The sequence below is a fragment of the Shewanella maritima genome (assembly GCF_004295345.1).
In the GTDB taxonomy this organism is placed as follows: domain Bacteria; phylum Pseudomonadota; class Gammaproteobacteria; order Enterobacterales; family Shewanellaceae; genus Shewanella; species Shewanella maritima.
Window position 1 is genome coordinate 2,315,001 of record NZ_CP036200.1, and the last position, 19,176, is coordinate 2,334,176.

At 45.2% G+C, this 19,176-nt stretch carries 16 protein-coding genes and 2 rRNA genes (1 of these 18 cut by a window edge); 11 read left to right on the plus strand and 7 right to left on the minus strand.

The features are described from left to right. The 3 genes from EXU30_RS09855 to ccoG form a co-directional block, all read right to left on the minus strand. Positions 1-257: ribosomal RNA gene (locus EXU30_RS09855) — 23S ribosomal RNA — on the minus strand (it extends 2,632 nt beyond the left edge of the window). A gap of 316 nt (positions 258-573) precedes the next feature. Beyond that, positions 574-2,125: ribosomal RNA gene (locus tag EXU30_RS09860) — 16S ribosomal RNA — on the minus strand. The 16S and 23S rRNA genes sit together here, the layout of an rRNA operon. A gap of 547 nt (positions 2,126-2,672) precedes the next feature. Then, positions 2,673-4,100, minus strand: coding sequence for a cytochrome c oxidase accessory protein CcoG (ccoG, locus tag EXU30_RS09865; protein ID WP_130599613.1), 1,428 nt, complete (start codon positions 4,098-4,100; stop codon positions 2,673-2,675). 77 nt (positions 4,101-4,177) lie between these two features. On the opposite strand from ccoG, the gene EXU30_RS09870 reads away from it, so the two are divergent. From EXU30_RS09870 to EXU30_RS09880, 3 genes are all read left to right on the plus strand, one after another. Then, positions 4,178-4,528, plus strand: coding sequence for a hypothetical protein (locus EXU30_RS09870; RefSeq protein WP_130599615.1), 351 nt, complete (start codon positions 4,178-4,180; stop codon positions 4,526-4,528). 118 nt (positions 4,529-4,646) lie between these two features. Then, positions 4,647-5,549: a 1,4-dihydroxy-2-naphthoyl-CoA synthase gene (locus EXU30_RS09875; protein ID WP_130599617.1), complete on the plus strand. Its 903-nt coding sequence runs from the start codon at positions 4,647-4,649 to the stop codon at positions 5,547-5,549. Positions 5,550-5,729: 180 nt separating this feature from the next. Then, positions 5,730-5,921 (plus strand): DUF2061 domain-containing protein, encoded by a 192-nt coding sequence (locus EXU30_RS09880; protein ID WP_130599619.1) that lies wholly within the window; start codon positions 5,730-5,732, stop codon positions 5,919-5,921. A gap of 8 nt (positions 5,922-5,929) precedes the next feature. Here EXU30_RS09880 and EXU30_RS09885 read toward each other — a convergent pair whose 3' ends face one another. After that, the gene (locus EXU30_RS09885; protein WP_130599621.1) at positions 5,930-7,126 is read right to left on the minus strand and encodes a potassium/proton antiporter; all 1,197 of its coding nucleotides are present in this window, start codon (positions 7,124-7,126) and stop codon (positions 5,930-5,932) included. A gap of 544 nt (positions 7,127-7,670) precedes the next feature. On the opposite strand from EXU30_RS09885, the gene EXU30_RS09890 reads away from it, so the two are divergent. The 6 genes from EXU30_RS09890 to EXU30_RS09915 all read left to right on the plus strand — a co-directional run bounded on the left by EXU30_RS09890 (position 7,671) and on the right by EXU30_RS09915 (position 13,081). Next, a complete protein-coding gene (locus EXU30_RS09890; protein ID WP_130599623.1) occupies positions 7,671-8,480 on the plus strand; it encodes a phosphate ABC transporter substrate-binding protein in 810 nt (269 codons plus the stop codon). A gap of 80 nt (positions 8,481-8,560) precedes the next feature. Continuing rightward, a complete protein-coding gene (gene pstC, locus EXU30_RS09895; protein ID WP_130599625.1) occupies positions 8,561-9,466 on the plus strand; it encodes a phosphate ABC transporter permease subunit PstC in 906 nt (301 codons plus the stop codon). A gap of 2 nt (positions 9,467-9,468) precedes the next feature. Next, positions 9,469-10,404 carry a phosphate ABC transporter permease PstA gene (gene pstA / locus EXU30_RS09900; protein WP_130599627.1) on the plus strand — a complete coding sequence of 312 codons (936 nt, stop codon included), beginning with the start codon at positions 9,469-9,471 and terminating at the stop codon, positions 10,402-10,404. An 11-nt stretch (positions 10,405-10,415) separates the two neighbouring features. Further along, positions 10,416-11,165, plus strand: coding sequence for a phosphate ABC transporter ATP-binding protein PstB (gene pstB / locus EXU30_RS09905; RefSeq protein ID WP_130599629.1), 750 nt, complete (start codon positions 10,416-10,418; stop codon positions 11,163-11,165). Positions 11,166-11,805: 640 nt separating this feature from the next. Beyond that, positions 11,806-12,456, plus strand: a complete 651-nt coding sequence (locus EXU30_RS09910) for a hypothetical protein (protein WP_130599631.1) — start codon at positions 11,806-11,808, stop codon at positions 12,454-12,456. A gap of 298 nt (positions 12,457-12,754) precedes the next feature. Beyond that, the gene (locus EXU30_RS09915) at positions 12,755-13,081 is read left to right on the plus strand and encodes an SMR family transporter (RefSeq protein WP_130599633.1); all 327 of its coding nucleotides are present in this window, start codon (positions 12,755-12,757) and stop codon (positions 13,079-13,081) included. A gap of 142 nt (positions 13,082-13,223) precedes the next feature. Here the strand turns inward: EXU30_RS09915 and EXU30_RS09920 are convergent, their stop codons facing one another. The 3 genes from EXU30_RS09920 to EXU30_RS09930 all read right to left on the minus strand — a co-directional run bounded on the left by EXU30_RS09920 (position 13,224) and on the right by EXU30_RS09930 (position 18,170). Beyond that, a complete protein-coding gene (locus EXU30_RS09920; protein ID WP_130599635.1) occupies positions 13,224-13,934 on the minus strand; it encodes an exonuclease domain-containing protein in 711 nt (236 codons plus the stop codon). Positions 13,935-13,943: 9 nt separating this feature from the next. Next, positions 13,944-15,734, minus strand: coding sequence for a putative nucleotidyltransferase substrate binding domain-containing protein (locus EXU30_RS09925; RefSeq protein WP_207234110.1), 1,791 nt, complete (start codon positions 15,732-15,734; stop codon positions 13,944-13,946). 291 nt (positions 15,735-16,025) lie between these two features. Then, positions 16,026-18,170 carry a TonB-dependent siderophore receptor gene (locus EXU30_RS09930; RefSeq protein ID WP_242620379.1) on the minus strand — a complete coding sequence of 715 codons (2,145 nt, stop codon included), beginning with the start codon at positions 18,168-18,170 and terminating at the stop codon, positions 16,026-16,028. A gap of 151 nt (positions 18,171-18,321) precedes the next feature. Between EXU30_RS09930 and EXU30_RS09935 the strand changes: the two genes are divergently transcribed. Together EXU30_RS09935 and EXU30_RS09940 are read left to right on the plus strand one after the other, a co-directional pair. Further along, positions 18,322-18,612, plus strand: coding sequence for a hypothetical protein (locus EXU30_RS09935; protein WP_130599637.1), 291 nt, complete (start codon positions 18,322-18,324; stop codon positions 18,610-18,612). Between the two features lie 166 nt (positions 18,613-18,778). After that, positions 18,779-19,132, plus strand: a complete 354-nt coding sequence (locus EXU30_RS09940; protein WP_130599639.1) for a VOC family protein — start codon at positions 18,779-18,781, stop codon at positions 19,130-19,132. Positions 19,133-19,176: the final 44 nt, after the last annotated feature.

Below are 19,176 nucleotides of genomic sequence, written 5' to 3' on the forward strand. Positions count from 1 at the left end.
CCGTTCGCTCGCCGCTACTAGGGGAATCTCGGTTGATTTCTTTTCCTCCGGGTACTTAGATGTTTCAGTTCCCCGGGTTTGCCTCCTAACGCTATGTATTCACGTTAGGATAATTGCTTATGCAATTGGGTTTCCCCATTCGGACATCGTTGACTCAAATGCTTGTTACTAGCTCGCCAACGCTTTTCGCAAGTTACTACGTCCTTCATCGCCTCTGACTGCCAAGGCATCCACCGTATACGCTTAGTCACTTAACCATACAACCCAAATGAGTCTTACTAATGTAAGTCATTCGAGCCACATAGGTGACTAGCTGGTTTATTTGATAAATCACACCAATGAGTAAACTCATTCATGTGTATCGCCTTAGTTTTTAGAATATTCAAGACACTTAAATAGTGTTTTGAGAACTCAATTATTTCGCATTTTATGTTTTCACATAAAAATACTATCAGCTTTCCAAATTGTTAAAGAACAATGCTAACCGGCTCGCGGCGCATTTGACTCTCACTTCTTATAAAAGAAGCGACAAGTTATCTGTGTGAACACTCAACAGGTCTAAATTCGTGTCGATAAGGAGGTGATCCAGCCCCAGGTTCCCCTAGGGCTACCTTGTTACGACTTCACCCCAGTCATGAACCACAAAGTGGTGAGCGCACTCCCGAAGGTTATGCTACCCACTTCTTTTGCAGCCCACTCCCATGGTGTGACGGGCGGTGTGTACAAGGCCCGGGAACGTATTCACCGTAGCATTCTGATCTACGATTACTAGCGATTCCGACTTCATGGAGTCGAGTTGCAGACTCCAATCCGGACTACGACGTACTTTCTGAGATTAGCTCCACCTCGCGGTCTCGCAACCCTCTGTATACGCCATTGTAGCACGTGTGTAGCCCTACTCGTAAGGGCCATGATGACTTGACGTCGTCCCCACCTTCCTCCGGTTTATCACCGGCAGTCTCCCTAAAGTTCCCACCCGAAGTGCTGGCAAATAAGGATAAGGGTTGCGCTCGTTGCGGGACTTAACCCAACATTTCACAACACGAGCTGACGACAGCCATGCAGCACCTGTCTCAGAGTTCCCGAAGGCACTAAACCATCTCTGGTAAATTCTCTGGATGTCAAGAGTAGGTAAGGTTCTTCGCGTTGCATCGAATTAAACCACATGCTCCACCGCTTGTGCGGGCCCCCGTCAATTCATTTGAGTTTTAACCTTGCGGCCGTACTCCCCAGGCGGTCTACTTAATGCGTTAGCTTGAGAGCCCAGTGTTCAAGACACCAAACTCCGAGTAGACATCGTTTACGGCGTGGACTACCGGGGTATCTAATCCCGTTTGCTCCCCACGCTTTCGTACATGAGCGTCAGTCTTTGTCCAGGAGGCCGCCTTCGCCACCGGTATTCCTTCAGATCTCTACGCATTTCACCGCTACACCTGAAATTCTACCTCCCTCTACAAGACTCTAGTTCGCCAGTTCCAAATGCAATTCCCAGGTTGAGCCCGGGGCTTTCACATCTGGCTTAACGAACCGCCTGCGTACGCTTTACGCCCAGTAATTCCGATTAACGCTCGGACCCTCCGTATTACCGCGGCTGCTGGCACGGAGTTAGCCGGTCCTTCTTCTGCGAGTAACGTCACAGCTAGCAGGTATTAACCACTAACCTTTCCTCCTCGCTGAAAGTGCTTTACAACCCTAGGGCCTTCTTCACACACGCGGCATGGCTGCATCAGGGTTTCCCCCATTGTGCAATATTCCCCACTGCTGCCTCCCGTAGGAGTCTGGGCCGTGTCTCAGTCCCAGTGTGGCTGATCATCCTCTCAGAACAGCTAGGGATCGTTGCCTTGGTGAGCCATTACCTCACCAACTAGCTAATCCCACCTAGGTTCATCCAATCGCGAAAGGCCCGAAGGTCCCCTCCTTTCCCCCGTAGGGCGTATGCGGTATTAGCAGTCGTTTCCAACTGTTATCCCCCTCGACTGGGCAGATCCCTAGGCATTACTCACCCGTCCGCCGCTCGACGCCGTTATCGTCCCCCGAAGGTTCAGATAACTCGTTTCCGCTCGACTTGCATGTGTTAGGCCTGCCGCCAGCGTTCAATCTGAGCCATGATCAAACTCTTCAATTAAAAGTTTTTACAGTCACTCTCTATAAAATAGAAAGAACTGACTCAATGAATTCTACTGTCATGCGTCAATTTAAATTGAATGAACAATTCAAATTAACTTGTGTCGTATGAACATCAATGAGTTTTAAATTTTGTGACTCACTCGAAAGTGAATCTGTCGAATTTAAAGCTCTGTGAATGTCCACACAGATATACTTGTCATATTGTTAAAGAGCATCCCGTTAGCGCTTGGCTCATCGGGTCAGGGCTGCGTATTCTACGCTTTCCCGCGTTGGCGTCAAGTGTTTTTTCAAACTTTCTTTTCGCCTTGATTTGAGTGGCTTAAATGCCTTCAAATCAAACTGTCAGGTTCACTGCCTACACCTCGTGTTGGCCGCTGCGCCGTGTCAGTGGGAGCGCATTATAGGGAGCTTAGATTTTTGCGCAAGGGCTTTTTTGAAGTTTTTTGCAAAAACATGCTTAAGAGGTGTTTTTTTGTGCGAAACCACTAAAAAAGGGACTTTTCAGTCCCTTTTTTCAACAATAATGCCGCTTATGCGGTTTCAACCTATGGAGCGAAGAATCGTGTTTCTTGCTTAATCTCGACTTTCTCACCTTCTATTTCAGTAGATACTTCAATATAGATGTCAGAAATACTCCGTTTAAGCTCTACTGGGTCAATCGCAACACTAATAGGCAATGTCATGATCTTACCACCATCAATCGTCACTGAATCTGGGCCAATCCACTGAGCATTATTAAGCCCAGCTACCGACAAGCTATATACCTGCTGTTGTTCAGTCTTATTGAGTAGCTTAATGGTAAAGGTATTCTCAATATTACCCTGGCTGTTTTCTCTATATAGTGCGTTACGGTCACGGATAACATCCATACGCACAGGTGAGATAGTGGCGCTGGCGTAGATGAACACGAGGATCATAACTGTAAGCACCACGCCATAACCGACTAGCTTAGGTCGCAGTACCTTCTCTTTTATGCCATCGAGTTTGTTCTCTGTGGTGTAGCTAATCAAACCTTTGGCATAACCCATACGCTCCATAGTGGTATCACATGCGTCGATACAACCACCACAGTTAATGCACTCATACTGCAGACCATTACGAATATCGATACCAGTAGGGCAAACTTGTACACATAAGTCACAGTCAATACAGTCGCCTAAGCCTAATTCTTTAGGATCGGCTTTACGAGAACGCGGTCCGCGCGTTTCACCACGCTTGGCGTCATAACCGACAATAAAGGTATTCTTATCGAACATTGCCGATTGGAAACGCGCATAAGGACACATATGCAAACACATAATCTCGCGCATCCAGCCTGCATTACCATAGGTTGCAGCGGTAAAGAACAGCACCCAGAAGTAGATATCAATGTCAGCACTTAGGGTAAAGACATCCGTATACACTTCACGAGTTGGCACAAAGTAAGACACAAAGGTCATTGCCGTTAGTAGTGACACTAATACCCACGAGGTGTGCTTTGCCGTTTTACGCCATATCTTGTCGAACGACCATGGCATCTTGTCTAACTTGATACGTTTATTACGTGCGCCTTCGAACTTCTCTTCAAACCATATAAAGATAAAGGTCCACACAGTTTGCGGGCAGGTATAACCACACCAAACACGGCCTAAGTAAGTGGTAACAAAGAACAAGCCAAAAGCAGCAATCATAAACAGTGCAGCTAGCAGGGTAAGATCTTGCGGCCAGATAGTTAACGCGAACACATGGAACTTTTGCTCACTTAAATTAAACCAAACGGCTTGGCGGTCACCCCAAGGGATCCACGGAAGAATAAGGAAGAACAGCATGGCAACCCAGCCCATACGGCGACGCACGTTAGTCCATAATCCTTCAACTGCGCGCACATATATACGATTACGTGGATTGAAGCGGTCAGCTTTTGCAGCATCAGGTTGGTGAATCTTAATGCGGTTGTGCTTCGAATAATCCTTTGAATTCGAATCTGTACTCATTTTACAGCCTTACTACATTAACATTGTAAAGAAACTGGAATAGTATATACCTTTCTATCACTAACTCGGACAAAAAAATGAGAGGTTGGATAGGTTTAGCCATAATTGCAGGTATTCTTTATTACCTCGCAACGGAAACCAATAAACTCGATGAGCCTATTGTTTATGTGCAAGACGTTTACCAATCAATAGAGCGTAAAATCAATAAGGCAACTGGCACTAAGATCCAAAAGCTTGATAGTCGTATTCCAAAGTTAGAAGCCGACCTCGTCAATCGCTTAAATGGCCAAGAGTTAGCAGAAATGAAAAAAGTGCTCACAGACGGCAACACGCTAGACGACTTTAAAGCAGAGTATTGCCAGAGCTCAAAAGCACGCCATGATGTATTTAGCTTAGACAACCTGCGCTACATTTGCGACAAGCTATAAGCACGCCTTGATACAGCAAGTTCAAGTTAACGGTTTTTTGTCCCAGCATTGACCTAGTCAGTAAATCAGCCTAGCCTTTGATGCCATAGATAATTGAGCACACAAGGTTAGGCTTTTTATGACCCACCAAGTTTCTGATACGTTTGATCCTGCACTTTGGGATGTTGTCCCAGGCTTTGAGTTTGAAGACATCACCTACCACCGCGCTAAAGACCAAGGCACTGTGCGTATTGCTATCGATCGCCCTGATTGCCTTAATTCATTTCGCCCAAAAACAGTCGATGAGTTATATATCGCGTTAGATCATGCCCGCCAATGGTCAGATGTCGGCTGCGTATTGTTAACTGGTAATGGCCCGTCAGCGAAAGGTCAATATTCATTCTCAGCAGGTGGCGATCAGCGCATTCGTGGTAAAGATGGTTATAAATATGAAGGCCAAGGTGAGCACCAACCTGACGTGGCTAAAATGGGTCGCCTACACATTCTTGAAGTGCAGCGACTTATCCGCTTCATGCCCAAAGTGGTCATCGCAGTAGTGCCTGGCTGGGCAGTTGGGGGCGGCCATAGTTTACATGTGGTGTGTGACTTAACCTTGGCTTCAAAAGAGCATGCGGTGTTTAAACAAACCGACCCAGACGTAGGCAGCTTTGACTCAGGTTATGGTAGTGCTTACCTAGCTAAGATGATCGGTCAAAAGCGCGCCCGTGAAATCTTCTTCCTCGGCTTTAATTACAGCGCAGAAGAAGCATTCGATATGGGTATGGTTAACCGCGCAATCCCACATGCAGAGCTTGAAACCGAAGCGTTAAACTGGGCAAAAGAGATCAATAGCAAGTCGCCAACGGCAATGCGTATGCTTAAGTACGGTTTTAACTTGCCAGATGATGGCCTAGTCGGTCAGCAGTTATTTGCAGGAGAAGCCACTCGCCTAGCCTATGGCACAGATGAAGCTCAAGAAGGCCGCGATGCCTTTTTGGAAAAGCGCGATCAGGACTTCTCGAAATTCCCTTGGCACTATTGATTTTAGAGCTCTTGCCTAAGAGCGCGCCCCTTACCAATCCGATTTAAGATAATGCCCACTCCAACGAGTGGGCATTTTTTATTAACCGAACAACTCAATTAAGCTTATCGACAAAATCTACTTTACCAACCAATTGATAATGATTATCATTTAAATAAATCAAATTGAGGAGTAAACAAGATGAAAAAGACAATCACTTTTGCCATGTTACATTTCGGCGTAGCTTTCACTATTACTTATTTACTAACTGGCAGCTGGGTATTAGGCGGCGCAGTAGCACTCATTGAGCCAGCGGTGAACACAGTAGTATTTTATTTTCACGAGAAAGCATGGAAGCGTGCAGAATCAAAGCAGCTTCCACTTGCGGCATAAAAATAGAGTTATGGTTTCGAAGGTTGAATCAAATCCAGCCTATTGGCTAACGGCCCGATAGCACCGCCCTGGATAAACACTGAAAAAATCATGATGAAAAACACCATATGCACAATATTGATTGCATCTGGAACACCTGCCGCTGCAGGAATAAGCGCAAATACAATTGGTGTAGCCCCCTTTAAGCCCACCATAGAAATAAACAAACGCTTACGCCAAGTTGCCTTAGTAAAAGGTAAATAGCACAGCTGCACAGCTAAAGGTCTCGCAACCAGAATAAGCAATAATGCTGGTACGAGTGATACCCAAAATACCGACATCAACATTTGTGGGAAGATTTGCAAGCCAAGCACAATAAACATTAGCGCTTGCGCCAACCAGGATAAGCTATTGAAGAAATGTAAGTTGACCTGCTGCCCACGCTTAATAAAGTTACCGATCACTACTCCCGCAATATAAGACGCCAACAGAATATTTCCGCCTAACATCTCAGCACCATAAGTCGCAATAATGAAGCTAGCCAGTACAAATACTGGTATTAAACCGTATTCAGACAGACTGATATTGTTGAGCAGCCAAACAGCTAAGCGCGACACACTAAGCCCAACCACAACCGCAACTACAACTTGCATAAATAGCGTCGTTGAAACATCAACAACAGATAAAGACTGAGTCGACGACAACACCATTTCAGTCAACATTATCACCATTAACATCGCAACAGGGTCATTGGTGGCGGACTCGAACTCTAATACAGTGTCGGTTTGCTCTTTAAGTTTTAACTTCTTCGACTCAAGAATCGAAAACACCGCTGCAGCATCGGTGGAGGAAACAACTGCAGCAAATAGCAGGCACATGATGAAATCAAAATCGAGTAACAGATATAAAATGCCGGCAAAGATAATCGTGGTAAATAGCACGCCAAAAGAAGCAAGCACGCCGCCCTCTTTATAGGCCACCTTAATTTTTGCAGTAGAAGTATTCAGACCACCGACAAACACAATGACATTTAATGCTAAACCGCCCACTAAAGCGGTTTGCGCAAGATCATCATATACAAAGTCAAATTCACCGTTGCCCAGTGCCAGGCCGACCCCCATAAAAATCAGCAACGACGGAATACCAAGAGTACGAGAAGGATGGTGCAGCAAAATACCAATAACGGTTAACGCTGCCATACAAATCATCATCAGTTCAATGGTCATAGTGTTTCCTGTATATGTCTATCTTGTATCTCTAGCGGATGGTCTCCATTCGAATATCGTGAGGTAAGCTTTGCGATTCCGTTAAAACGGCACATCGCATTAGTGCCAACAAGCGCTTGTGTCATAAAAACTTCATAAAAATTTTTATGTTGCATCTTTAGTTTGCAATATACACAAAATCCACAGACCAAGGGTTAATCCAAACTTAATTAAAACTTAGTTAACCACACCTGCGCACCAGCTCAAGCCAAAACAACTTCAAACTACGCAATAACTTGCAATCAGTATTTCACTTTAAGTTTTGACCATAACTCCAGTAACACAAGCTGCCACAAAGATCATACTCAAAACAGTTTAAATACAGAGTGTTAACACCTATCTAAATTTGCTTTTTATTACCCAGAGTTACTCCCAAACCACTGTAACCTGATTGTCATATTTGTCTGCCTTAATGCGCTTGCCCAAACAAGGGCGTACTTATTTGAACAAAAGATTGAACACAAACCCTCAACTGAAAATCCACGATTAAAGAGTAGAAAGCACCATGAAAAAGGTTATTGGTTTATTAACTGCAGTAGGTTTAATCACTGCGCCACTAGCGAATGCTGAAACAGTGACGGTTTCAGGCTCAACCTCGGTAGCCCACGTAATGGAAGTACTGGCTGAAAACTATCAAGCATCAGCAGGAGCAACAGTTGAAGTACAAAGCACGGGCTCATCAGCTGGTATCCGCGCAGCAAAAGATGGCACCAGCATGCTGGGCATGTCATCTCGTAACATTAAAGATGGTGAGCTAACGGATAGCACTAAAGAAATTGTTATTGCTCGTGACGGTATCGCTGCGGCAGTCAACAAAGCCAACCCAGTACAAGATTTAACTCAAGAGCAAATCTCAAAAATTTATCGCGGTGAAATTAAAAACTGGAGCGAAGTTGGCGGAGAAGCTCGCCCTATCGTTGTTGTTACCCGTGAAAACGGCTCTGGTACACGTGGCGCATTCGAAGACATCATGAAGCTACAACGCACAGTAAACGGCCACAAGGTTTCAGCCATTGTGCCTACGGCTCAAGTTGGTAACGGCAACGGAATGATCAAAACCATTGTTGCCAACAACCCATATGCTATTGGCTATATCTCACTTGGTAGTGTTGATGACTCGCTAACAGCACTGTCAGTCAATGGCGTTAAGCCATCAGATGCCAATATCGCATCTGGCGACTACCAAATTGCCCGTCCATTCATCGTGTTAAAGAACAACGACGCGCCGCAATCAGCAACTAAATTCATCGATTATGTCATGTCGAATGAAGGCCAGAGCATCGTCGCTAATGAAGGCTATATCCGCGTTCAATAGTCACTGTTGAAAACACAGCAAAGAAGACGCTTGTTTCTTTGCTGTGTTTAATCGCCACGCAGGTTTTAAAGAGGTTGAAAATGGAAGCTGCTAGCAAATTGGAGATAACGAGCGAGTCCTTGTCTCCAGCAAAAAAAATCGATTGGGTAGAGTCAGTATTTCACTGGCTATTTCTGATCAGCGCCATGGTTGGTGTGATATCAGTCATCACCATTGGCTGGTTTGTTTTCTATGAAGGAATACCTGCATTTAAAGAGGCAGGTATTTTCAACTTCTTATTTGGCAAAGAGTGGTTGCCGCCTGCACTTTACGGCATTTCATCAATGATTGTCGCTTCACTCATCTCAACTGCAGGCGCTGTGATAATTGGTGTGCCTGTAGCGCTGCTCACTGCGATTTTCTTAGCAGAAATCGCACCTAAATGGCTGGCTGATATTGTCCGCCCAGCGGTTGAGTTACTCGCAGGTATCCCGTCTGTGGTGTATGGCTTCTTTGGCCTTATTGTCATTGTGCCAGCTATTGAAAGTATTTTTAATATCCCAGCCGGTAATACGCTACTCGCTGGCATTATCGTTTTGGCAATCATGATCCTGCCAACGGTTATTACTATTTCAGAAACTTCTATTCGCGCGCTCACACCAAGTTATAAAGCGGGTGCCTTAGCGTTGGGCGCATCGCATATTTACAGTATTTTTAATGTGCTTTTACCCGCCGCCAGAAGTGGTATTTACACAGGCATAGCACTGGGTATCGCCCGCGCTATCGGTGAGACGATGGCGATTATTATGGTCATGGGCAATGCCCCAGCCATGCCAGGCTCACTGCTTGAGCCAGCTCGCTCCCTCACCGCGAACATCGCTATGGAAATGTCTTATGCAACTGGCATTCATGCCAGCGCTTTATACTCAACGGGCATAGTGCTGCTGACATTCATTGTCCTACTTAATGCAGGTTTGCTCATGTTAAACCGTAAGCGAGGCCACTAATTATGGCGTCTTCAACTAATACTCAATCAATACAATCAAACCAAACCAGCAGCTCAGCAAATGCCACAAGCAGTGGCAAGCTGTCAGTAAAGCAGTTGGCAAGAAAACGTAAAGACAGCGCCTTACTTGCTGGCGTTTGGGCTGCAGCGGGCTTAACCATCATATTTATGCTTTGGGTGGTATGGCATATTTTGTCAAACGGTTTAAGCCATGTGAGCTGGGAGTTTATTACTGGCGCTTATACCCGTATCGGTGAAGCTTCAGGTATCTGGGCGATGATTGTTTCGACCATATATATGGTTGCCTTATCGCTGGCTATTGCTGCACCGATCAGCATTATGACCGCGATTTACCTAACCGAATACGCCAAACCTGGCAGTAAATTGGTTAAAGCAATTCGATTTTGCATCGAGTCATTAGCGGGCATCCCCTCTATTGTTTACGGCCTGTTCGGCATGACTTTCTTCGTCACAGTGTTAGGTCTGGGCTTTTCGATTATCTCAGGCGCACTGACGTTATCAATTTTAATATTACCTGTGATCATCCGTACCACTGAAGAAGCCTTACTCGCTGTGCCGATGGCATACCGTGAAGGGGGCTTTGCATTAGGCAGCTCCAAAATCTACACCATTTGGCGACTGATTTTACCCAGTGCACTGCCCGGTATTGTGACCTCAATTATTTTGAGTACTGGCCGCGTGATTGGCGAGTCTGCACCCGTGTTTTTAACCGCGGGCATGGTAACGCAAATTCCCGACAGCGTGTTTGAGTCAGGCCGAACGCTAACGGTACACCTCTATAAATTAACCCAAGAGCTATTTACCCAGCACGAATGGGACCAGGCCTACGCAACCGCAACCATTCTAATCGTATTGGTATTGCTACTTAATTTAGCAACCAAACTTATTGCTGCACGCTTTGATAAACACTCACACTAGGGCAATTAAAAATGAACAAGCTTGAAGTTAACAATCTCGACCTTTTTTACGGCGACAACCATGCGCTTAAAAACATTTCATTGCCTATCCCAGCCAAACAAGTCACGGCGTTAATTGGTCCATCAGGTTGCGGCAAGTCAACACTGCTGCGCACCTTAAACCGGATGAACGACTTAGTGGAAGGGGTAAAAATTAATGGCGACGTGCTATTTGAAGATGAAAACATTTACTCAGACATCGACGTAAAACAACTCAGAATGCGTGTAGGCATGGTGTTTCAAAAGCCTAACCCCTTTCCAATGAGCATTTTTGAAAATGTCGCCTTTGGCCTTCGTGCTCAAGGCGAAAAAGATAAAAAGGTCATTGATGCAACGGTTGAAGAGTCACTGCGTGGCGCAGCGTTATGGGATGAAGTAAAAGATCGACTACACACGTCAGCTCTCGGGCTTTCAGGTGGTCAGCAGCAACGTCTGTGTATCGCCCGCGCCATTGCAATGAAACCAGAAGTGATTTTAATGGACGAGCCCACCAGCGCACTTGACCCAATAGCAACTCATAAAATTGAAGAGTTAATGGATGAGCTGCGCCAGAAATTCACTATTGTTATCGTCACTCACTCGATGAATCAGGCAAAGCGAATCTCAGATAAAACCGCGTTTTTCTGGATGGGTGAGTTAGTTGAACACGCTGATACTCATACTCTGTTCAATCATCCGGTCGATAGCCGCACTCAGGGTTATGTAAGCGGTGAATTCGGCTAACTCATCACGTCCTAAGACTAGCTTTAAATCAACATCCCCGGCTCAGGCTGGGGATTTTTGTTGCTCCACGCATCCTCTTCAGTATACCGATTGCGGCTAATGGCATACATCACACCAGAGTTTGCTAGTAAAATTTACCGAATGCTACAGGAATGCAATATTTAAGTTCTTAATAAATTAATGACTTAACGGCTAAATAATATTCAGGACACCATACGTTAAACGAATTGCATGTTTAGTCACGCACCTAGGCGCTTTTATGGTAATAACACAATTGATACATTCATTCAGTGACAATATTTGATAACATTATCAGGTTAAATATGCTGAATACTGGGTTTGCAGAGGTTATTTTGCGAACTCATTGCGTGGGAATTTAGGCAGGGTTTGAAAAAAACCGCCTTCCATGGCTCCGTGGTGTATCTCAACAGAAGTTTAAGAACACGAAAAACTACGGCGTCAACATAAATGTTTTGCACATAGCCTGCATAAATATGATGAAACCCAGTGTATACAGTGATAATTAACTAAAAAACACCGAGTGTTTTAGTAGCTATTAGTAAAAAGCCAAGGCTTTGGCAGTTATTCATAGAGATAGCTTTAGAAACGCCACAAAACCTATATTTACGGGAATGTGTACATGACAACAAAACTCTCAGCGAATGCCAAAGCAGAGTTAGGCACTCTGCTCGTCAATTCATCAGAGCTAGTCGACCTATTAAGCCTGCTACCCAAAGAGCATTTAAAGGATTACCCACTGCTACAAAAGGAGTTAGTGAGCAAACACCCTCACGTTAAAGACTTCAACAAGGCAATTAAAGACAAGCAGTTCACTAAAGAAGAGTACCTTGACCGCATTTTGGCGCGTTTAGATGGCTTTGCCTACGACATGGCGGTTAGCAGCAACCTGGATTACTTAATTGAGCGCGTAAAACTACTAGTGGGCGCAGACATCGACAAAATCGATGAAATGACACTCAATGAAATTGGTGCAGACATCTTACAACGTGTACTAATCGACCTCAGTACCCAGGTTCGCAAACACGTACAGCCAAAAGCAGACCATCCATTTATGGCTGAGCGTGGTCGCATTGACCATGTTTTCTGGCGTCATGCCGACAAAGCTTATAATGCTTATAAAGAGGGCTATACCACCCAAGCCGCACTCGATGCCTGGTGTCAGCTAAACCTCAACACTCGTTGTCCGCAAAGCTTTATTCGTTGGATGAAAGCCTATGGCGACCCAACCGAAATCTCTGATTGGCAAGAATATATTCGCCTAAGCAAGTAATACAAACTTAGCTTAAGTGAACACTAATAGAGTTAGTGGCGATTAATAATGATTCACTACAGAAAGGCCGAGCTTATAGAGATAAGCCCGGCCTTTTTCTTATCCGCCATAAACACTCCTAATGATGTTTAGTAAACCCATTAACCTTATGCTTACGTTTGAGTGTTGGCCAAGCAACGATTAAACATTAGCTTTGATGTTTAATAACATATGTGTTTGCTTGTTCATCTCATCATATTACTCCTTCTTATTTGCTCCAACAGGATGGTTGGAGCCTTTTTAAAAAGGTAAAGGTTAAATGAACAGCTACATCTGCCTTAGTATTGCAATCGTATCGGAAGTGATTGCTACCTGTCTTCTCCCCGTAACAGCTGGCTTTACTCGCTTTTTACCTTCTTTGGGCTGCGCCCTAGGTTACGCAAGTGCGTTTTACTTCCTATCACTGGCTACAGCAAACATTCCAACCGCTATTGCCTATGCTATTTGGTGCGGGGCGGGAATAATCCTGATCTCACTCATGGGCATGCTTCGCGGTCAAATTCCTAATATAGAGACCATTATCGGCATGGTTTTGGTCATCATAGGGGTTGCGATGATCAATATTTACAACCCTGTTCAAGACTAATATGAATAAGCCCCAAATAATCGAATTTAAACAGCAAAGCCCAAGCGGTTGCTTGGGCTTTGTTGTATCTGACTAGCTCTCAACGGTCTTGGTGGTAGCTGTAAACCTTAGTTTTACTCTGACCCAATTTTAAGATCTCAGCTTAGGGCTTAAACACCTGCTTAAATTCACCATTAGACTGCCCAAACAACTGCACCGCCAGCGCCATAAATAGCTCTGCAGTGGCAATCGCATCAACCGAGGCGCTATGCCCATGGTACTCAGGCAAACCATAACGCTGACGAACAGATGCTAACCTAAAATCACCATCTTGTTGGTTTTGCCGATTTAACGTCATCGACTTTTCAATCGCTAAGGTATCCAGCCACAGCACCGGCAACGGTGGTAGACCGTACTTTTGCATCACATAGTGATCAATAAATTGCTGCTCAATTTGCCTGCCATGTACCAGCAACTGCTTACCATGCATTTGCTCAAACAAGTGATCCATCACCTCATCAAGCTTGCGGGCATCACGGAGCATTTGCGGCACAATATGGTTTATCACCGCCGTTTCAGGGCGCACAACACCTTTGATATAGGTATGGGCAACACTCGACAACTCGATATGCTTGCCCTGCATAGTTACATAGCCAACACTAAGAATATGGTCTTTGCTGGCATCAAAGCCGCTGGTTTCAATATCTAGCGACAAATAGGTTAAATCGGCAACTGGAGAATTTAACTCAGGTAACGGCTGATTAATAAGCACTTTTAAGTGCTCAGGCATATCAGGATGTGCCTGCAAATAGGCTTTGCGCGCTCGAGCCAGACGCGATAATGGATGAAATGAGTTAAGCCAGTTTTTAAGCATCACCAACTCCTACTTGCTACTAAAGCGCAGCTTAGCCGCCTCTTGCATATTACTAATAATGCGAAACGCATCTTTCAAATGCTTGCGCTCAAACGAGCTAATGGCGCTCGGCTCCATATGGTTATTTGGCTGTAGCCCTTGACGCAGCGCCGACAACTGATGGTTAAAACGCAGCTGGGTTAAAAAGTAAAACGCCTCAATCACATCTTTAAAGTCATCTTCATTGAGCAGCTTTTGCTCCACCGCAAATTCAAAGCGCTCACGGGTGCCAGTCTTAGAGCAGCCAACCGCGAGGCCATATATACGCGCTAAATCGACAATCAGGGTCAACGCATACTTTTTAATATTCAAAACTCGGGTGTTGTTGCCGCTTTTTTCGAGCACTAGCTTGTTGAAAATACCCAAGGGCGGCTGAGTACGCACCGCATCATTGACCAATGACGGCAAGAATTGGTTATCTTCATTAATTAAGCTGTGTAAATGGTTTTGTAAGCTTTCAGATAACTCGGCATTACCATGTAAACTGCGCACTTCAAGGAATACGCTGACATTCATCAACATGCCATATTGCGGATTCGTCACCCACTTGCGATAGCACTCTTTCCATACGCTCAAGGTTTGGCACCACTTAGGGTTAGACGCCATATAGTGCCCAGTACAGTTGGGATAACCACAGGCATCCATATGATGGGTAACAAACTCACTTAGCTGCTGAAAATAAGCTTTATCAGCTTCAGTAGCACCCTCTTGTAAAATAATGGCACTGTCTTGATCTGACAACATGTGCACTTCATTACGCGCATGGGAACCAGCCACAATCCAGTTGTAATCACACGGCGGCGCGCCGAACTGCTCTTCTGCCATTTGCAGTAATCGGCGATTATAGCCATCCATGATCATCGCCATGACCTGACCAATAATCTCGGAATCAACCCGGCCTTCAACCAATGCCTCGAAAATAGCTTGGCGCTCAGACGTTAACTCAGCTAGGCCTTCTGGGGTGTCGGTATATTTAATCTTCTCAATTAAGAAAATCGCCTGCATACGGTGCTTTTGCACCAGGTGCGATGACGTTAATAAACCCAGTACATCATTGCCGCGCACCACAGGTAAACTGCGAATGTTGTATTGCATCATCAAAGAAGCGGCTTTGAGAATGAGATCATCAGGGTCGATGGTAATTGCTGGGGTCGTCATCACCGCTTTGATTGGCAAGCTAATATCCATTCCATCGGCAATCACTCGCTTGGTCATATCACGGTCAGTAATAAGGCCGACGATTTTACCGTCTTGTTTGATAATAGCCGTCGAGCTGCGGCAAGCATTACGCATCTCTTTAGCAACGTCCTGAATGCTCATATCAATATCGACCACAGCAGCCTGACCACGGGCAACTTCAGAGACTTTTTTGAGGAACAAGCCCTTTTCTTTATTAGACCACACCACATTCAGCGCCGAGCGCAAACGCAGCTGCGCGCCTGCAGAAATGCTCTCGCTAAACTGAGGATATTGCTTAGTCAGCTTGAGTAACTTGGAGTGTGGCACCTTATACAACAAGGTATTTTCAATGGCAGTCGCTTTGTAACCGTCCAGGGCATTTTTTAGTGGCTCTAAAAAGGTAAAGCCGAATAGGTCTTCTTCACCCATTTTCGAGCGTAACACGCCGTCAGGTCTGCGCTGCTCCATGGAACCTGTGCGGATGATATACAGGTACTTTTCGGTGTTATCGTCACCAAACTCAATCTGCTCACCACGACCTAGATAAGTGATACTGGTGCACGAGGCAACATCTTTTAACACTGGGCGGGAAGTTGATCGAAAGGGTCAATTTGACCAATAAAATCAACGATATTAGGAATTAAAGATTCATCCATGGTCGCCACTTACCTCGTAACACTAGATGTATTTGTATGATTAATTATCATAGCTCAAACCTCGACCAACAACTATGACTTTGTCGCGCTTTTAGTATGGGACAAGTGCCACTATTTAACATTTTACTCTGACCCAGATTTTGCTCTGACCCAAAAGTTAAAAAGGCCTCCGAGTGGAAGCCTTTTTGATTCTGCGAAGTTTCGCCATGCGCCTAGCTTAGAACTGATACTGCAGCGAAGCTTTAATACTGCGCCCAGCACTGTTGGTTGCACTGTTCATGCAGCCACCGGTGAGGTAGTCGGTACCAAATAGGTTATCAACATTAACGCGAATAATGGCTTGCTGATCATTGGCAAATTTAAGCTGATAGCTCATGCCTGCATCCACTTTAACGTAACCATCTTTCTTGAACTTATTTGGTGTATCACCAAAACGATCACCTTCATAAGTGGCCTTTAAATGCAGATTGGTGTCGTCATTAAGCTGATAGCTCAGCCAGCTTGAAGCGCTAAACCTTGCTGTATCCTTGGAGCGTTTACCTGCGTATTTAGGGTCGCTGATAATTTTGCCATCAAGGTACATCATAGATGCGTTAATCGATAAGCTGTCAGACAGATACCCTTCCATCGCTAGTTCTAGACCTTGATGTCGCACCTTGCCTGCAGCCGTGGTAATTTGAGTTTTACCGTTTTCATCAGCATCAAACTTCTCGGTCACAAGCTTGTTAGTTTGCTCAATATCAAATGCCGCGGTAGAAACCAGTAAACCACCGTCAAAGAACTCACGTTTAACACCAATCTCTAATGACTTTCCACGCATAGCATCAAACAGCTTCTTATCGTTGATATCTGCGCTGTTACTGATTGGGTCAGTCGGCTCAAAGCTTTCGCTGTAGGTACCATACACTGTGGTTTCTGGCGTTGGGTGATACATAACGGCAAGCTTTGGTAGCACGTTGAAGTGGGTAGCCTTATTATTACGCTCACGATCAAAGCGCAAACCAGCTAATAAGTGCCATTGCTCATTAAACTCAATGAGATCTTGTATATATAACGCATTGGTGACACGACTCACCTCGCTAATTGCCTCGCCTTTGCGATAGTCCAAATCCGCTGGCTTGTCGATGATGATAGCGTCATTAATATCATACTCGCCGGCAATAGCGACCTTCTTTTGCATACCGGTTTTGCGATAATCCACAACACTGCTTCCAAGCAGCACATTGTGGAATACACTGCCAGTATGTAACTCACCCTTGAGATCCAAAAATACGGTTGAAACGTCAAACTTCTCAAAGGTATCACGGCCACGTAGTTTGTATTTACCAGTCGTTAAACTGCCGCCCACTTTGCCTATCTTGCCGTACATGCTTTCGGTGGTTTGACGCTCATGTACTTGATGGTTAGCTCCTGCGGTTAAAGTCCAGTAATCAGACAAGTTTGAGTTTAAGGTCACACCCATGTTCTCAACACTAGACTCGCGCTTAGACCAAGGCATATCCCAAATAAAGTCACGCTTACCTACACGCTCCCATTTACCGGTTTCAAGGTTCTGTTCATGCTGAGCGCCCATGTCGATGCCAGCATCATCATTGGTGCTGTCAAAGTTAAAGCTAACGATAGTGTTGTCGCTCAGATCCGCCTCAAGCATTAATGCGCCCACTAAGCGGTCTTGCTCGGCGTAGCTACCATCTTTGTACTTGCGCCAGCCAGTTTGCCCCGCTTTTGAGATAATCGCGCGGCCGCGAACCGTTTCTGCTGCATTCAAAGCTCCGCCAAAGTCAGCCATGCTGCGATGGTAACCGAATGAACCAAACTCTTGCTCTAACGAAAAGTGACGCTCTGCTTTTGCACTCTTGGTTACTAGGTTAATCATGCCTGCGGGCGTGGATTTGCCATACAGCAGCGCAGATGGGCCTTTTAGCACTTCGATACGTTCATAAAGCTCAATCGGCTGAGCGTAACGAGAAAGGTGGAATTGACCATCGCGCATGTAGCTTTGGTCTGGCTCTAACACAAAGCCACGCATGTAAAAACGCTCGCGACCACGACGCACATTACCAGTAGACACACTGGCATCGTTGTGTAGCACCTGACCTAAAGTCACCGCGCCTTGGGCTTCAATTAAATCTGCGCCATACACAGACACTGAGCCTGGCGTGTCCAGCTGGCTCATGTCTAGCTTCATTGCAGAGCTATTGCTGGGCTTCACATGACGCACACCATGAACGTTAATGGTCTCTACAAAAGCCTGGTGATGATCATGATGTTTGTGATGCTCATGCATACCTTCATGGGCAGCCACGTTACTGGCTGCCATTGTCAAAGAAATCGTTACAGCAAGCGCACTTAACTTATACATGCTTTTTACTCCGCAAGGGCTGTTCAACTAACAATCAATCGCGCGAGTATGCCGTAACCAAGTTCACTAACCCTTACTAAGTCTCTTAACGTGTTTTAGTAATCACTGAATTGCCATCATTGTTCAATAAACCACCAACAAGGGTTAGCCGATGCCATTCAAACTAAATATCAGTGTTGTTGCACTGGCTGTCATCACCATGACTGGCTGCGAACCACAAACGGGACAACTGATGCCGCAAGGCACCTTTGAGCGAGCAAGCTTAGACCGCTGTCAGGATGCCGCTTTGCAAAGCTACCTGTATAACAAGCATGCATTTGGAGAAGATGCCGCGCAGATTATGCAGCGTAGTCAGGTGGCACATTGCCAACGCACACAAGCAGAGCAACTGCAACAAGCATTAAATAATGCATTAGCCATGCACAGTGAGCGTACTGACTAACCTAGAGCGGGTCTCTAAGGTGATTTATCAGCAACAAACCGCCGCGAAATTGGCCTTACCTGTAATTGTTAAAAACTGATTACTAATAAGGCTAATGTCGTTTAGTAATTCGCTCTGTGGGATGCTTTAACCCATTGGAGCAACAGCCAAAGATGAGAGAGCATTTATGAACTTTGATTGGCACGAACTCCATACCAATGAGTTTGAGGAAAACCTCAAGTTTTACACTTCAACCTTCGCGGTCAATGTACGTAAGTTACGCGGTCGCAATGGTAAACGTTACGCTCTGCTGACCCGAGTCGGCGAGCCAATGCCATCTTCTGGCATTGTTGAGTCTGACGTAAACCAAGGTTGGAAAAGTTTTATTAAGGTGATCAACGTCGACCTTGCTAAACAAAAAGCCATTCGTAACGGCGCGATGGAAGTTGAGTCTTATGACATTCCACGCGTTGGCAGCGTTTGTGAGCTTGTAGAACCTAGCGGCAGCAAAGTGTCGTTTATTCAATACGACCCAAGATAACTCGCGCTCGTTGTAGCAAAAGATCACCACAAAATTAATTGGTA

What these genes read in the sequence shown, in the direction of transcription:
- ccoG (WP_130599613.1), bottom strand. Translation starts at nt 4,100, where the DNA reads ATGAGTACAGATTCGAATTCAAAGGATTATTCGAAGCACAACCGCATT.
- EXU30_RS09870 (WP_130599615.1), top strand. Translation starts at nt 4,178, where the DNA reads ATGAGAGGTTGGATAGGTTTAGCCATAATTGCAGGTATTCTTTATTAC.
- EXU30_RS09875 (WP_130599617.1), top strand. Translation starts at nt 4,647, where the DNA reads ATGACCCACCAAGTTTCTGATACGTTTGATCCTGCACTTTGGGATGTT.
- EXU30_RS09880 (WP_130599619.1), top strand. Translation starts at nt 5,730, where the DNA reads ATGAAAAAGACAATCACTTTTGCCATGTTACATTTCGGCGTAGCTTTC.
- EXU30_RS09885 (WP_130599621.1), bottom strand. Translation starts at nt 7,126, where the DNA reads ATGACCATTGAACTGATGATGATTTGTATGGCAGCGTTAACCGTTATT.
- EXU30_RS09890 (WP_130599623.1), top strand. Translation starts at nt 7,671, where the DNA reads ATGAAAAAGGTTATTGGTTTATTAACTGCAGTAGGTTTAATCACTGCG.
- pstC (WP_130599625.1), top strand. Translation starts at nt 8,561, where the DNA reads ATGGAAGCTGCTAGCAAATTGGAGATAACGAGCGAGTCCTTGTCTCCA.
- pstA (WP_130599627.1), top strand. Translation starts at nt 9,469, where the DNA reads ATGGCGTCTTCAACTAATACTCAATCAATACAATCAAACCAAACCAGC.
- pstB (WP_130599629.1), top strand. Translation starts at nt 10,416, where the DNA reads ATGAACAAGCTTGAAGTTAACAATCTCGACCTTTTTTACGGCGACAAC.
- EXU30_RS09910 (WP_130599631.1), top strand. Translation starts at nt 11,806, where the DNA reads ATGACAACAAAACTCTCAGCGAATGCCAAAGCAGAGTTAGGCACTCTG.
- EXU30_RS09915 (WP_130599633.1), top strand. Translation starts at nt 12,755, where the DNA reads ATGAACAGCTACATCTGCCTTAGTATTGCAATCGTATCGGAAGTGATT.
- EXU30_RS09920 (WP_130599635.1), bottom strand. Translation starts at nt 13,934, where the DNA reads ATGCTTAAAAACTGGCTTAACTCATTTCATCCATTATCGCGTCTGGCT.
- EXU30_RS09930 (WP_242620379.1), bottom strand. Translation starts at nt 18,170, where the DNA reads ATGTATAAGTTAAGTGCGCTTGCTGTAACGATTTCTTTGACAATGGCA.
- EXU30_RS09935 (WP_130599637.1), top strand. Translation starts at nt 18,322, where the DNA reads ATGCCATTCAAACTAAATATCAGTGTTGTTGCACTGGCTGTCATCACC.
- EXU30_RS09940 (WP_130599639.1), top strand. Translation starts at nt 18,779, where the DNA reads ATGAACTTTGATTGGCACGAACTCCATACCAATGAGTTTGAGGAAAAC.